Source organism: Streptomyces asiaticus (genome assembly GCF_018138715.1).
GTDB classification, from domain to species: domain Bacteria; phylum Actinomycetota; class Actinomycetes; order Streptomycetales; family Streptomycetaceae; genus Streptomyces; species Streptomyces asiaticus.
Window position 1 is genome coordinate 5005346 of sequence record NZ_JAGSHX010000006.1, and the last position, 13704, is coordinate 5019049.

Annotated in this window: 18 protein-coding genes and 1 pseudogene; 6 read left to right on the forward strand and 13 right to left on the reverse strand. The window is 70.8% G+C overall.

Annotated features, from left to right (window positions below):
• Positions 1-26: 26 nt before the first annotated feature.
• Positions 27-572, forward strand: a pseudogene (locus KHP12_RS28640) (GNAT family N-acetyltransferase); the annotation flags it as partial.
• Positions 573-709: 137 nt separating this feature from the next.
• Here KHP12_RS28640 and KHP12_RS28645 read toward each other — a convergent pair.
• Positions 710-1531: an NAD(P)H-dependent oxidoreductase gene (locus tag KHP12_RS28645; protein WP_086882288.1), complete on the reverse strand. Its 822-nt coding sequence runs from the start codon at positions 1529-1531 to the stop codon at positions 710-712.
• A gap of 158 nt (positions 1532-1689) precedes the next feature.
• The gene (locus tag KHP12_RS28650; RefSeq protein ID WP_086882273.1) at positions 1690-2439 is read right to left on the reverse strand and encodes a TetR/AcrR family transcriptional regulator; all 750 of its coding nucleotides are present in this window, start codon (positions 2437-2439) and stop codon (positions 1690-1692) included.
• Positions 2440-2560: 121 nt separating this feature from the next.
• On the opposite strand from KHP12_RS28650, the gene KHP12_RS28655 reads away from it, so the two are divergent.
• Both KHP12_RS28655 and KHP12_RS28660 read left to right on the forward strand, forming a co-directional pair.
• Positions 2561-3571 carry an ATP-binding cassette domain-containing protein gene (locus tag KHP12_RS28655; protein ID WP_211833902.1) on the forward strand — a complete coding sequence of 337 codons (1011 nt, stop codon included), beginning with the start codon at positions 2561-2563 and terminating at the stop codon, positions 3569-3571.
• On the forward strand, positions 3564-4307 hold the full coding sequence (locus KHP12_RS28660) for an ABC transporter permease (protein WP_086882275.1): 744 nt from the start codon (positions 3564-3566) through the stop codon (positions 4305-4307). Before KHP12_RS28655 ends, KHP12_RS28660 begins: the two co-directional genes overlap by 8 nt.
• Before the next feature lie 90 nt (positions 4308-4397).
• On the opposite strand, the gene KHP12_RS28665 is transcribed toward KHP12_RS28660, so the two are convergent.
• The gene (locus tag KHP12_RS28665; RefSeq protein WP_086882276.1) at positions 4398-5036 is read right to left on the reverse strand and encodes an NADPH-dependent FMN reductase; all 639 of its coding nucleotides are present in this window, start codon (positions 5034-5036) and stop codon (positions 4398-4400) included.
• Positions 5037-5088: 52 nt separating this feature from the next.
• Here KHP12_RS28665 and soxR point away from each other — a divergent pair, with 52 nt between their 5' ends.
• Positions 5089-5550 (forward strand): redox-sensitive transcriptional activator SoxR, encoded by a 462-nt coding sequence (gene soxR, locus KHP12_RS28670; RefSeq protein WP_037955001.1) that lies wholly within the window; start codon positions 5089-5091, stop codon positions 5548-5550.
• A gap of 12 nt (positions 5551-5562) precedes the next feature.
• On the opposite strand, the gene KHP12_RS28675 is transcribed toward soxR, so the two are convergent.
• Both KHP12_RS28675 and KHP12_RS28680 read right to left on the reverse strand, forming a co-directional pair.
• Positions 5563-6810, reverse strand: coding sequence for a GNAT family N-acetyltransferase (locus tag KHP12_RS28675; RefSeq protein ID WP_086882277.1), 1248 nt, complete (start codon positions 6808-6810; stop codon positions 5563-5565).
• A gap of 93 nt (positions 6811-6903) precedes the next feature.
• Positions 6904-7542, reverse strand: a complete 639-nt coding sequence (locus KHP12_RS28680; protein WP_086882278.1) for an RsiG family protein — start codon at positions 7540-7542, stop codon at positions 6904-6906.
• A gap of 146 nt (positions 7543-7688) precedes the next feature.
• Between KHP12_RS28680 and dtd the strand changes: the two genes are divergently transcribed.
• Entirely contained in the window at positions 7689-8114 is a 426-nt protein-coding gene (gene dtd / locus KHP12_RS28685; protein WP_037955096.1) for a D-aminoacyl-tRNA deacylase, read from the forward strand.
• Positions 8115-8175: 61 nt separating this feature from the next.
• On the opposite strand, the gene ygfZ is transcribed toward dtd, so the two are convergent.
• The 3 genes from ygfZ to KHP12_RS28700 all read right to left on the reverse strand — a co-directional run bounded on the left by ygfZ (position 8176) and on the right by KHP12_RS28700 (position 10292).
• Positions 8176-9141 carry a CAF17-like 4Fe-4S cluster assembly/insertion protein YgfZ gene (gene ygfZ, locus KHP12_RS28690; RefSeq protein ID WP_086882279.1) on the reverse strand — a complete coding sequence of 322 codons (966 nt, stop codon included), beginning with the start codon at positions 9139-9141 and terminating at the stop codon, positions 8176-8178.
• A gap of 9 nt (positions 9142-9150) precedes the next feature.
• A complete protein-coding gene (locus KHP12_RS28695) occupies positions 9151-9660 on the reverse strand; it encodes a Fur family transcriptional regulator (RefSeq protein WP_086882289.1) in 510 nt (169 codons plus the stop codon).
• Between the two features lie 68 nt (positions 9661-9728).
• On the reverse strand, positions 9729-10292 hold the full coding sequence (locus KHP12_RS28700) for a heme-binding beta-barrel domain-containing protein (RefSeq protein ID WP_086882280.1): 564 nt from the start codon (positions 10290-10292) through the stop codon (positions 9729-9731).
• A 272-nt stretch (positions 10293-10564) separates the two neighbouring features.
• On the opposite strand from KHP12_RS28700, the gene KHP12_RS28705 reads away from it, so the two are divergent.
• A complete protein-coding gene (locus KHP12_RS28705; RefSeq protein ID WP_014053928.1) occupies positions 10565-10930 on the forward strand; it encodes a DsrE family protein in 366 nt (121 codons plus the stop codon).
• Positions 10931-10956: 26 nt separating this feature from the next.
• Here the strand turns inward: KHP12_RS28705 and KHP12_RS28710 are convergent, their stop codons facing one another.
• The 5 genes from KHP12_RS28710 to KHP12_RS28725 all read right to left on the reverse strand — a co-directional run bounded on the left by KHP12_RS28710 (position 10957) and on the right by KHP12_RS28725 (position 13669).
• On the reverse strand, positions 10957-11214 hold the full coding sequence (locus tag KHP12_RS28710; RefSeq protein WP_014053929.1) for a DUF3099 domain-containing protein: 258 nt from the start codon (positions 11212-11214) through the stop codon (positions 10957-10959).
• 160 nt (positions 11215-11374) lie between these two features.
• On the reverse strand, positions 11375-11662 hold the full coding sequence (locus tag KHP12_RS28715; protein WP_020869513.1) for a DUF1416 domain-containing protein: 288 nt from the start codon (positions 11660-11662) through the stop codon (positions 11375-11377).
• Positions 11663-11694: 32 nt separating this feature from the next.
• Entirely contained in the window at positions 11695-12534 is an 840-nt protein-coding gene (locus tag KHP12_RS28720) for a sulfurtransferase (RefSeq protein ID WP_086882281.1), read from the reverse strand.
• Positions 12535-12690: 156 nt separating this feature from the next.
• Complete coding sequence (locus KHP12_RS53465) at positions 12691-12771, reverse strand: Ms5788A family Cys-rich leader peptide (RefSeq protein WP_351229977.1); 81 nt, start codon at positions 12769-12771, stop codon at positions 12691-12693.
• 211 nt (positions 12772-12982) lie between these two features.
• A complete protein-coding gene (locus tag KHP12_RS28725; protein WP_086882282.1) occupies positions 12983-13669 on the reverse strand; it encodes an LmeA family phospholipid-binding protein in 687 nt (228 codons plus the stop codon).
• Between the last annotated feature and the right edge of the window lie 35 nt (positions 13670-13704).

Below are 13704 nucleotides of genomic sequence, written 5' to 3' on the forward strand. Positions count from 1 at the left end.
AGTGCGCCGACGGCGGGAGGTGGCCGATGTCCGGTGGGGCGAGCGGGGTCCGGGTGCGGCTCGAGCCGTGGGAGGACAGCGCGCTCTGCCTCGGGCTGCTGCGCCGCGTCAACAGCCCGGAGATGACGAGCCACCTGGGCGGGCCGGAGAGCGAGGAGCAGCTCCTGGTCCGCCACCGGCGGTATGCCGAGCTGACCGGGCCGGGCGCCGGGCGGATGTACCGGGTCGTGCTGCCGGAGGGGGACGAGGGGGATGAGGGTCATGAGGGGGACCAGACGGCCGGCAGCATCGGGTACTGGGAGCGGGAGTGGCGAGGTGAGTCGGTGTACGAGACCGGCTGGGCCGTGCTGCCGCCGTTCCAGGGGCGGGGGATCGCGGCCGCGGCCGCGAGGGAGGTGGCCCGGGCGGCCGCGGCGCAGCACACCCATCGGTATCTGCACGCGTATCCGTCCGTCGGCCACCCCGCGTCGAACGGGGTGTGCCGCAAGGCCGGGTTCACGCTGCTCGGCGAGTGCGAATTCGAGTATCCGGTGGGGACGATGATGCGGTGCAACGACTGGCGGCTGGAGCTGTGGCCGCCCTCCTCATCGCCCTCGCTGAAGTCCGGTGCGGTTCGGGTGCGCCCCGAAGGGGCGCGGGGAACTGCGCGACCGGCCACGACGCAGCCGCGGATGAACGACCGCACCTCGCGGCACTTCCCGCGGAGCGCTTAGCCGCCCGCGGCGGTCTGCGTGTCCTGGGCGCCTCCGGCGGCCGGGGTGCGGGGCTGTGCGTAGTGCACGGAGAGGCCGGTGCGGCCCGGCAGGAGGTCGGGGCGGAGCACCAGGCGCTCGTCGTAGTCCCCGCCGTTCTGGCGGCGGAACGGAATCGGCTCCTCGGTCGGCAGGGCGGCCAGTCGCTTCCGCAGCTCGGCGGCATGGGTTTCGTACGCCTCGGCCGGGACCCGGTCCGCGCCGTACACCACATACGGCGGCAGCACGGACATCCCGCTGTACCAGAAGGTGCCGTGATGCAGCGGGAACAGCAGATCGCCGAGCTCGCCGTTGACACCGCGCGGCCCCACGGTGGCCTCGGGTGCCCCGGCGGTCAGCACCACCATGGCGCGCTTACCGGCCAGTTTGCCGTCCCCGTAGCGCAGGGTGCGGCCGTCCGGCCCGACGACCCCGTACGCGAAGCCCTTGACGAAGACGCGGTCGAACCAGCCCTTGAGGATGGCGGGCATGCCGTACCACCACAGCGGGAACTGCACGACGAGCGCGTCGGCCCAGGCGATCTTCTCCTGCTCGGCGCGGATGTCCTCGCTGAGCGTCCCCGCGTCATAGGCGCGCCGTGAGGCGGACCCGACGATGAGGCGTTCGTCCGCGTCATGCCGGAAGTCGGCGCCGTCGACCACGGGGTTCCAGCGCATCGCGTAGAGATCGGACAGCCGGTACTCATGGCCTGCCTCGCGCAGGGCGCGCAGCCCCTCGTCGCGCAACGCCGCGCTGAGGGAGCGCTGTTCGGGGTGGGCGAATATCCACAGCACGTTCATGCCCACCATGCTCGGAAACCGGCCCCGGGGCCGACGAGTGGCCGGATGGCCAGGATGTACAAGAATCTGGCCAGCCCCCGTGGGTGCGCGGAGCACAAGAGGTCCGGGCGGTCAGCGCAGAAGAGTACGGGCGGTCAGCGCGCAAGAGGTCCGGGCGGTCAGCTCCGCGCGCTGATCAGCGCCTCCACCCCGTCGAGGATCCGCTCCAGGCCGAAGACGAACTCGTCGTCGGGGCCGCCCGGGGTGTCGAACTCCCCGGTCCGCAGCGCCGCCGTCACGGCCGGGAAGCGCTCGGCGTCGGTCAGCTTCTCCAGCAGCCTGGCCCAGGACGCCATCGAGGACTCGAGGCTCTGCCCGCTGCGCCGGTGGGCCGCCAGGATGTCGAAGGTCATCCGCGCCTCGCTCCGGACGAAGCCGCTGACCAGCATCAGCACGGAGACCTTCTCGCCCTCGCTGAGGTTGGTGCGGCGCAGACAGGCGAGTCCGCGCTCCATCCAGGCCACCGAGTTGGGCGTCGAGGGCGGGGTGCTTACGGGTACGTTCACCACCCACGGGTGGCGGGCGACGGCGGTGCGCAGCGCCCAGGCCCAGCCGGTGAACCCGGTCCGCCAGTCCTCCGCCGGTTCACCGGGCGGGGGCGGGCCGTAGGCGGCGTCCTCCATCAGCGTCAGCAGCTCGTCCTTGGCCGAGACATAGCGGTACAGGGACATCGTGGAGACGCCCAGCTCGGCCGCGACCCGGCTCATGGAGACGGCGCCGAGCCCGTCCGCCGAGGCGATGCCGACGGCGGCGTCGACGATCCGGCCCAGGGTCAGGCCGGGGCGGGGCCCCTTGCCCGGGCGTTCCCGCAGTCCCCAGGCGGCCTCGATGCTCGCCGGCAGGCCGGTACCGCTCTCCTCGGTGGCCATGGCCTCGGGACCCTCCGTAGATACGTGCGCTGATGGGTGGCTCGATTGACCGCCATCCTAGAGTTGTGTATACCCTACGCAGTAGCGTGTATGTCATACGCAGAAGGGGAGCGGGGGAATCATGGCCCATCGACCAGCCATCGAGGCGAGCGGCCTCGAGAAGTCCTACGGGGCGGTGAAGGTGCTCAGGGGTGTCGATCTGTCGGTCGCGCCCGGCAGTGTCTTCGCACTGCTCGGCCCCAACGGGGCGGGCAAGACCACGACCGTGCGGATCCTGGCCACGCTGACGCCACCGGACGCCGGGCGGGCCCGGGTCGCGGGCCTCGACGTCGTCGCCGACCGCCGCCGGGTCCGCCGCGTCATCAGCCTCACCGGGCAGTACGCCGCGGTGGACGAGATGCAGACCGGCGAGGAGAACCTGCGGATGATGGGGCGGCTGACCCGGCTCGGCCGCGCCGAGGCCCGCGGCCGCGCACACGAACTGCTGGAGCGCTTCGACCTCACCGGCGCCGCCCGCCGCACCGTGGGCACCTACTCCGGCGGAATGCGCCGCAGGCTCGACCTCGCCGCGGGCCTGGTCGGCCACCCCGAGGTGATCTTCCTCGACGAGCCGACGACCGGACTCGACCCGCGCAGCCGGCAGGCCATGTGGGAGGTGGTCAAGGGGCTGGTGACGGACGGGGTGACGGTCTTCCTCACCACCCAGTACCTGGAGGAGGCCGACCAACTCGCCGATCGTGTCGCCGTGGTGGACGGCGGCCGGGTGGTGGCCGAGGGCACCCCGGCCGAGCTCAAGGAGCGCGTGGCCGGGCAGCGGCTGGACCTCGTGCTCGGCGATGTCACGGCGTACGAGACGGTCGCGCGCCAACTCGGCGTACGGCTCGTCTGGAGCGACGCCGACCGGCTGACCCTGGGCGTCGCGACGGACGGCAGCGCCGCCCAGGTGCGTGCCCTGCTCGACGAGATCGACCCCGGGCGGCGCGCCGTGGACCGCTTCACCGTGCACAGCGCCACGCTCGACGATGTCTTCATGGCCCTGACCGGCCATGACGCCGGGGGCGGAAGCCGTAACGGCGAGGGCGGGAGCTCCATCGGTGAGGCCGCGGGCGAGAAGGAGGCGGCCGGTGTCTGACGCGATCGTTCTGACCGGCCGCACCATCCGGCTGAGCAGGCGCAATATCGACGCGGTGCTCACCGCCATGCTGCTGCCGATCATGCTGATGCTGGTCTTCGTCTACTTCTTCGGCGGCGCCATCCACACCGGCACCGAGTACGTCACCTATGTCGTCCCCGGGGTGATGCTGCTGTGCGCGGGCTTCGGCTCGGCCAACACGGCGGTCACCGTCTCCAATGACATGACCGGCGGCATCATCGACCGCTTCCGGTCGCTGGACATCGGCGGCACCCCGATCCTGGCGGGCCATGTGGCCGCGAGCGTGCTGCGCAACACCGTCGCGACCGCGATCGTCTTCGGGGTGGCCTTCCTCATCGGCTTCCGGCCGGCCGCCGGTCCGCTCGACTGGCTGGCCGTGGCCGGGATCCTGCTGATGTTCATCCTCGCGATCTCCTGGCTGTCGGCCTGCTTCGGCCTGCTCGCCAGGTCGCCGGAGGCGGCGGGCGGGTTCACCTTTCTGATGATGTTCCTGCCGTATCCCAGCAGCGCGTTCGTGCCCATCCACACCATGCCGGGCTGGCTGCACGGGTTCGCGGAGCACCAGCCGGTCACCCCGGTCATCGAGGCCCTGCGCGGGCTGCTGCTGGACCGGCCGGTCGGTGACAGCGCCTGGCAGGCCCTGGTCTGGTGCGGCGGAATCCTGGCGGTGGCGGCCGGACTGTCGAGCGTGCTCTTCCGCCGCCGCACCGGCTGAGCCGCTGAGCCGCCACGTCGGCTGAGCCGCAACGCCGGTGCACCGCGTTCCCGGCGGCGCCGTCAACGGGGGTCGGCGCCGCCGGGCGGATCAGCTGCCGTACGGGTGGGTGGCGCGGGCCGTGCGCAGGGCTCGCGCCCACCAGGTGAGCTGGTCGAGCATCGCCCCGGCGGCGGTGTCCGGACCCTCGGGCTCCTTCAGCCGGCCGTCCGCTCCGAAGAGCCCGCCCGCGTTGTGGAAGCTGACCGTGTCCCGGACGGTCACGGCGTGGACCTCGGCGAAGACCGGCCGTAGATGCTCGACCGCGCGCAGCCCCCCGGAGATGCCGCCGTAGGAGACGAAGCCGACCGGCTTGGCCTGCCACTGGGTGAAGTGCCAGTCGATCGCGTTCTTCAGCGGGGCGGGGTAGCTGTGGTTGTACTCGGGTGTGACCACGGCGAACGCGTCGGCCGCGTCCAGCCGGGGCGTCACGGCCTCCAGGGCCGCGACGTCCTCGGGGCCGGGGCGGTGGGTGAGGGCCATGGGCAGCGGGGTCTCGGCCAGGTCCACGACATCGACGGTCATATCGGAGCGGAGCGCCGCATGACCGGCGAACCAGTCCGCGATCTTCGGTCCGAAGCGGCCGTCGCGGGTGCTGCCGATGATGATGGCGAGCCGGATGGGGGAGTCGGTGTCGGTGGCGGACGCGGGCGTGGTGGTCGTCGTTAGAACGGCGGTGTCTGTCGTCATGGGACGAGCCTCGGACTTAAACAAAGGTTGAAGTCAAGCTATCCTCGGCTCTATGACGCAACTGACCTGGAAGACCCATGAGCTCACGGTCGGCGATCTCGCGCAGCGCAGCGGGGTGCCCGCCTCCGCGCTGCGCTTCTATGAGCGCGAGGGGCTGATCCACAGCCGCCGCACCTCCGGCAATCAGCGCCGCTACACCCGTGACACCCTCCGCCGTGTGGCCTTCGTCCGCTCCTCGCAGCGCGTCGGCATCCCGCTGGCGAGGATCCGGGAGGTCCTCGGGCTCTTCCCCGAGGACCACGTCCTCACCAAGGAGGACTGGGCCCGGATCTCGGAGTGCTGGCACGCGGACCTCAATGAGCGCATCGAACAGCTGGAGAACCTCCGCGACCACCTCACCGACTGCATCGGCTGCGGCTGTCTGTCGATCGACAAGTGCGCGCTGGCGAACCCCTACGACCGGCTGGGCGAGCAGGGCACGGGCGCCCGCCGACTGCTCAAGTCCAGCTGCTGAGCACCAGGCGCTTCAGAAGCCATCGGGGCACCAGGGGCGGCGCGGGGTCCGCAGCAGCCGGTCCGCCAGCGCGGCGGCGCCCGGGCGCTCCTCTGCTATCCGGCCCAGCGAGGCGAGCCGGACCGCCGACTCGTCGCCCAGCCACAGGGTGCCCAACTCGCCGATGTCCATGGTCAGATCGGCCGGACGGCCCGTGGTCGCGCACGCCGCGCCGTCGGGGCCCGCCTCCAGGAAGTAGCGGCCCCCGGCCAGCCCGGCGGCATCGCGCAGCTCGAGCACCAGCGAGCCCTCGACCGGGTACGTACGGGTCTCCAGCAGCTGGGGCACATCCAGCGGGCGCAGCCACAGCCAGTCCGCATACATGGTGACCTGGGCCGCGCGGGGATCGCCGAGCAGCAGCGGAAGCAGATCATCGGGGGCGCGCCGGCCGGTGTTGACCCGGGTCACCCAGTCGACCGAGAGCAGGAAGTGCCACAGCGCCCGCTCGGCGGCCGGGGTGACCGTGGTCAGCTCGAGCATGGTGGCGGTGTTGTGCGGTCGTTTGTTGCCCTCCCAGCGGTCGTCCGCCGTATAGGCGAGCAGCCCGTCCACCGAGCCCTCGGGGGAGCGGTAGAGCACGTAGAACGGCTCGGTCCAGGGGCGGTTGGGGTACTGCCGCTGACCGGTGTTGATCCGCCACCAGTGGTCCGGGCGGTCGATGACGCCGTGCTGCTCGGCCCGCAGCCGCTCATGCAGGGCGGGGCCCAGCTTCCGCACCTCGTCGGCGTCGGCGAAGTCGACCCGACCGCCGTCCACCGGGGCCGAGTGGCGCGGGTCGAGGCCCGCGCGGGGGACGTCCACCTGCCATTCGGTGATCCAGGTGGCCGGGCCGAAGCCATACCGCCCGTAGATCGGGTACTCGGCCGCGATCAGGGTGGCCACGGCCTCGCCCCGCTCCTTGGCGGCGCGCAGATCGTGCTCCATCATCCGGCTGAGCAGCCCCCGGCGGCGGTGGGTGGCCGACACCGCGACATTGCTGATCGCGTCGGCCGCGACATCCGCCCCGCCGACCGCCGTCAGCCGCTGTGCGAAGCTGCGGAAGGTGGCCACACAGCGGTCCCCGTCGAAGACCCCCTGCGTACGGGACAGATCCATCTGCTCCCGCCGCAGCTCCACCTCCTCCTTCGGTGCCTCCGGCGGACGCAGAAAGCCGGTGTTGAGCGCGACGGTCCAGTTGGAGAGGTCGGAATCTGCGAGTGGGGTGCGGAGTTCGAGGGCCATGCGCACACGCTAAGCGTCCGTCGCCACCGGCCGCACGCCGATTTCCACAGCCCTCGGACCAGGTACTTTCATCACACCGCACCCTGTGGATGGCTACGCCAGCAGGTCGTCCACCTGCGCCTCTCCCTCGCGATACCGGCGGGCGATCTCGGTGCTACAGCCGTCCGCCGTGCGCTGGAGCTCCTGCCGCCGCCGCGACACCTGTTGCTCATGGCCGACGAGGCGGGCCATCGCGCCGTGCAGCTCCTCGTCCGTACGGGCCCGCAGATCGGACAGGCCCACATCGGCCAGCATCTCCTCGGCCAGCCGCTCGTACTCCGCGTCCTGCGGCGTCCCGAGCGTGACATGCCGGGCCGAGGAGCGGTGCCGTGGGGGGAGGTCCGCGAGGATCTCCGGCAGCCGGTCCACCAGCGCGGTGTGCGGCTGGGCCGCGGCCGCCGCGGGCGCCGGGTCACGGCGATGGCCCAGCTCGGCGCGGAGGATGTCGATCCGCCCCTGGAGCAGTCTGCGCAGATAGCTCAGATCCGCCTCCTCGCGCTGTGCCGAGCGGCGCAGCGCCCGCAGCTCCGGCAGCCGCAGAGCGTTCAGACCGCTCGCCGCCGCGGATGTGGACGTGATGGCCGGTGCCGTCACGGCGGCGGAGTCGGCCAGCCGCCCGCCGCGCTGGATCGGTGGCCGTGGCGGCAGCAGGCCCTCGGTGGCCATGGGCTGGCCGGTGCCCGATGTGGTCATTGGTGTCCGTCCCCTCCAGCGATGCGTCGTTCTCGCAGTTCCTGCCCGCCTGCACCGCCTGCACGCATCGTGCCACCAGTGATGCTCCCTGTGCAGCGGCCATCCACCCGATCGGCCCCGGATGGACGCACGGCATGATGGTCGCCATGCGTGCTGTGGTACAGAGAGTGGACGGGGCGAGCGTCGTCGTGGACGGCGAGACGGTCGGCGAGATCGTCGGTGAGGGACTGTGCGTGCTGGTCGGGGTGACGCATGACGACACCCCGGAGAAGGCGGCCCAGCTCGCCCGCAAGCTGTGGTCCGTAAGGATGCTCCACGACGAGAGGTCCTGCTCGGACCTGGCCGCTCCGCTGCTGGTCATCAGCCAGTTCACGCTCTACGGCGACGCCCGTAAGGGGCGCCGTCCCACCTGGAACGCGGCGGCCCCCGGCGGGGTCGCCGAACCGCTCGTCGACGAGGTGGTGGCACAGCTGCGGAAGCTGGGCGCACACGTGGAAACGGGCCGGTTCGGAGCGGCCATGAAGGTCTCGCTCACGAACGACGGCCCGTTCACGGTGCTGGTCGAGGTCTAGCCGAACCGAGAGGTCCGGCGGACCGGCGGTGGGGTCACGGCTCGGCGGACCGGCAGGGGGCTCACGGCTCCACGACCGTCTCCTGTGCGGCGGCCGTGGAGTCCGCGATCAGGTCCGCGTCCACCGGCACATTGCGCTTGACCAGCGCCAGCGCGATCGGCCCCAGCTCGTGGTGGCGGGCCGAGGAGGTGATGAACCCCAGCTGGCGGCCCTCCTCGCCCTCCGAGGCCAGCCGTATGGGCGCGCCGTGGGACGGCAGTGCCACCTCGCTGCCGTCGAGGTGGAGGAAGACCAGCCGGCGCGGTGGCTTCCCCAGGTTCTGCACCCGGGCGACGGTCTCCTGGCCGCGGTAGCAGCCCTTCTGGAGATGGACGGCGGAGCCGATCCAGCCCAGCTCGTGCGGGATGGTGCGGTGGTCGGTCTCCAGGCCGACCCGTGGCCGGTGGGCCTCGACCCGCAGCGCCTCGTACGCCAGCACCCCGATCGGCGGGCCGCTCGCCTCGGCGAAGGCGGTAAGGCGCTCACGGGGCAGGAACAGGTCCCGGCCATGGGGGGTCTCGCGGACGACGGCGTCCTCGGGGGCCTCGGTGATGCTGCCCGCGGGGAGGTGGACGACCGCGTACGCGTCGGTGCGGTCCGCGATGTCCACCCGGTAGAAGAACTTCATGCTCTCCAGGTAGGCGATCAGATCCCCCTGGCTGTCGGGCTCGACATGGGCCCAGGTGGTTTCGCCGTCGTCGACGAGGTAGAGCGCGTGTTCGATGTGGCCGTGGGCGGAGAGGATCAGGGCTTCGGTGGCCTGGCCCGGCGGGAGTTCGCTGACGTGCTGGGTGAGCAGCAGATGCAGCCAGCTGAGCCGGTCGGCACCAGTGACCGTGACCACTCCGCGGTGCGAGAGGTCCACGAAGCCGGTGCCGTCGGCGAGCGCGCGCTGCTCGCGGAACAGGTCGCCGTAGTGGGCGGCGACGCCTTCGTCGGGGCCCTCGCCGGGGACGGCGCCGGGCAGCGACAGCAAAGGGCTCTTCATGAACTCAGCCTACGACCTGCGGGCTCGGCCCTCACCGGAGCGGTTTTCGGCGCCGTTCCCACCGAGCTGCCCGGGGTCAGCACCGGCCTCCACGGCGCGCTGCCGGGCGGAGCAGGAGGCACACCGGCCGAAGATCGCGAAGTGCTTCAGATCGGTGTCGAAGCCGAAGTCCGCCCGGAGCTGCCGGGTGAAGGCGTCGGCCACGGAGACATCGGCCTCGATCACATCCGTGCAGTCCCGGCACACCATATGGATGTGATGGTGCCGATCGGCCAGATGGTACGTGGGGGCGCCGTGGCCGAGATGGGCATGGCTGACCAGGCCCAGCTCCTCCAGCAGCTCCAGCGTGCGGTAGACCGTGGAGATGTTGACGCCGCTCGCGGTGCGGCGCACCTCGGTGAGGATCTCGTCCGGAGTGGCGTGCTCCAGGTGATCGACGGCTTCGAGCACGAGCTGGCGCTGCGGGGTCAGACGGTAGCCGCGCTCCCGCAGATCGCTCTTCCAGTCGGTGGTCGCCACGGTGCAAGTGTAGGCGGGCCCGCGGCGACCGGCCGGACGCACAGGGGAGAACCGGACGCGGTACGACCTCAGCGGAAGAAGGCGATCCCGTCGTCCGGCAGGTCCTTGAGGTCCTTGGCCCACTCCCGGGGGTCCACGACCTTCTTCAGATGCGCGGACATGTACGGGCGCAGCTCGACCTCGGGGGTGGCCTTCTCGCCGACCCACATCAGATCGCTGTTGACGTAGCCGTACAGCCGCTTGCCGCCCGAGTACGGGGCCGCGTGGGCGGTGCGCGCCACCGCGTCCGTTGCCAGGTCGATCTGCGGCTTGCCCTCCGCGAGCTCGCCGTACCAGACCTCGACGATGCCCTGGTCACGGCTCATCACGACCTCGACCTTACGGTCCTTGTCGATCCGCCAGTAACCGGACTCGCTCTCCAGGGGGCGGACCTTCTTGCCCTCGGAGTCCAGCACCCAGGTGTGCGAGATGTACTCGATGAAGTCACGGCCGTCGTGCGTGAAGGTGGCCTCCTGGCCGAAGTTGCACTTCTCGGCCCCGGGGAAGTCCGAGACGCCGGCCCCTTCCCAGTTGCCCAGGAGGAAGGCGAGCGGCACGAGGTCCGGGTGGAGGTCGGACGGAATCTGGATCATGAATTCAGGCGATCTGTCGAGAGTCGAGCCGTGGTGGCGGGGCGGGGGCGGATCAGCGCTGGCCCTGGTACAGCTTCTTCCAGGTCAGCGCGGCGAAGCCGAGCGTGGCCACGGCGACCAGGATCATCAGGGTGGTGAAGACTGCCTCAAGCACGAGCGCGCTCCTCGGAACAGATGATGGACGACACCGAGTCTAGTCGCCGCAGGGACGGCCGGTGGAGACAGGTGGCCGTGCGGCGCCGGGCCCGCGGTGCCGAGCCTAAGGTTGACGCATGGCGAAGAAGCTGGTGATCAAGGTGACGGCGGGCGCGGACGCTCCCGAGCGGTGCTCCCAGGCGTTCACGGTGGCGGCGGTGGCCGCGGCGAGCGGTGTCGAGGTCTCGCTCTGGCTGACCGGGGAGTCGACGTGGTTCGCGCTGCCGGGCCGGGCCGCGGAGTTCGAGCTTCCGCATGCCGCGCCGCTTCCGGATCTGATCGACGGCATCCTTACGGGTGGCGGGACGATCACGGTGTGCACGCAGTGTGCCGCGCGCCGGGAGATCGAGGAGAAGGATCTGATCGAGGGGGCCCGGATCGCGGGCGCCCAGGTCTTCGTGAGCGAGATCATGCCGGACGGCGTCCAGGCGCTCGTGTACTAGCGGGTCCAGGGGCGAAGCCCTGTCGGTCAATGCCGGTGGTTGTGCTCGTCCAGCTCCCGCCACCACCGGTCGGACTCCTCGTCCCCCGATTCGTCCCACCACCGGTCGTCCGGGCCCCGGCGATTGGCGACGATCGCCGCCAGAGGCGGGATCACCATGGCGACGATGCACATCGCGACCGCGGCGGGGACGGACCACAGGCGCACAAAGGCCCATGCCGAGATGAAGAGCGTCAGACACGCGCCCATCAGGAAGAAGTATGCGTGGCGGCGTCGCGCGTACATGTGTCCAGCGTACGTCCGGGACCGCCGCACCGACAGACGAAAGGCCCTGGCGCCGACAGACGAAAGCCCCCGCACCGACAGACGAAGGGCCGCACCCCGCCGAGGCGTCCAACCCCGGGGTGCGGCCCTCCGGCCGTGAGTCATGACGCGTCGTGGCGCGTCAGACGGCGATGGCGACCTCCGCCAGCCCGCCCTTCTGGGCGACGACGGTGCGGTCCGCGGTGCCGCCGGGAACCAGGGCGCGCAGCGTCCACGTGCCCTCCGCGGCGTAGAAGCGGAACTGCCCGGTCGCGGAGGTGGGCACCTCGGCGGTGAACTCGCCGGTGCTGTCCAGCAGCCGGACGTACCCGGCGACGGGCTCGCCGTCGCGGGTCACCGAACCCTGGATCGTGGTCTCACCGGGCTTGATCGTCGAGGCGTCGGGGCCGCCGGCCTTGGCTCCACACATGGATGTTTGTCCTTACGTTCGAGGGAGAGGGGTCAGCTGCCGGAGCCGAGCTCGACCGGCACGCCGACCAGCGAGCCGTACTCGGTCCAGGAGCCGTCGTAGTTCTTGACGTTGGTCTGGCCCAGGAGCTCGTGCAGGACGAACCAGGTGTGAGCGGAGCGCTCACCGATGCGGCAGTAGGCGATGGTGTCCTTCGACAGGTCCACGCCCGCGCCCTCGTAGATCTCCTTGAGCTCGTCGTCCGACTTGAAGGTGCCGTCGTCGTTGGCCGACTTCGACCACGGGATGTTGCGGGCGCTCGGGACGTGGCCCGGACGCTGCGACTGCTCCTGCGGGAGGTGCGCCGGGGCGAGCAGCTTGCCGGAGAACTCGTCGGGGGAGCGCACGTCGACCAGGTTCAGCGAGCCGATGGCGTCCACGACCTCGTCGCGGAAGGCGCGGATGGCGGTGTCCTGCGGCTTGGCCTTGTACTCGGTCTGCGCGCGGGTCGGCACCTCGGCGACCAGGTCGCGGGAGTCGAGCTCCCACTTCTTGCGGCCGCCGTCGAGCAGCTTGACGTCCTGGTGCCCGTAGAGCTTGAAGTACCAGTAGGCGTACGCCGCGAACCAGTTGTTGTTGCCGCCGTAGAGGACGACCGTGTCGTCGTTGCCGATGCCCTTCTCCGACAGGAGCTTCTCGAAGCCGGCCTGGTCGACGAAGTCACGGCGCACCGGGTCCTGGAGGTCCTGCTTCCAGTCGATCCGGACGGCGTTCTTGATGTGGTTCTTGTCGTAGGCCGAGGTGTCCTCGTCCACCTCGACGATGACCGTCTTGGGGTCGTCGATACGGGCCTGGACCCAGTCGGCGTCCACCAGGACGTCACTGCGGCTCATGTTTCTCTCCTCCGGGGCAGTTGCGGCGGTACGGGCACGCTCACGACGCGGCGCCGCGCGGGGCGTGCGGCCGAGCGTACGAGCGAAGGTGCGGGAAGGCCCGGCTGACGGGCCGAAGAGGGGGTCGGTCCGTGGCGTGCGCGGACCACGTCCCCTTCAGACGGGGCGACAGAGCATGGCGGCGACGCGGCACAGGTCGACTGCCCGCCGCTTCGTGAGATCCGCCTGTCGCTTCATGGGTCCGATCGTAGGGACGGACAGGCGGGCATGTCACCGGCGTGTCGCATGGTGAGACGTTATCGTCCGGAGTGTGAGATGACAGGCATGTGAACGGCCGGGAGGCGCGGTCGGAGGGGCCCGCGGCGGTCGGGAGCGTCCATATGCGCGGACATGATCGTCTCAGTGAATGGACCAGGGGCGTGAGCGGACGCCCCTGGTACTGATCGCGTCAGCCCGTCAGCTGGACGTTGTTACCCGCGACCGAGACGTCTATGCCGTCCTTGGAGGTCTCCACCTTCTCCAGCCGCATGCCGGTGGGCAGTCCCTCGATCTTCCGTTCCATGTCGGCCTTCTCGCGCACCTTGTCCTCCCACTGGGGGATGCTGCCGCCCGGTATGGACTCGGCGTGCAGCCGGATGGTGTTGCCGTTCACGATGGTGACCTGGGAGTGCGCGGTGAGGCTGAGGCCCAGCAGACTGCCGGTGATCTTGACCTTGTTGGTGCCCGACGGGTCGTGGGCGACCGTGATCCCCGGACCGGCGGCCTGTGACAGGTCCGCGTAGCTGATGTGGGCCGAGCCGGTGGCGCGGTCGGCGCTGGCCGACGAGAAGTTGCCCGAGATGCGGACGTTGTGCAGCTGGGCGTCGAGCTCGGTGACCCGGACGCTGCGGCCGTCGCCCGCGTCCGTCGTCAGCCCGTCCACGTTGACGTCGACTTCGTCCAGCTCCTTGCCCACGACCTGGGTGAGGAAGGGGAAGCCCTTGATCGAGACATTGGGCGTGGTGGTCAGGGACTGAGAACTCTTGATCTTGTCGGCCGCCTTGGACTCGGCCATGTACACCGCGATGCGATCGGCGGCCACGAAGAGGCCGCCGAGTATCACGACGACGATCAGTGTGATGCGTAGTGCGCGCATGTGCGTGGGTCCCCCAGGCTCTCGCTCAGGCCCTC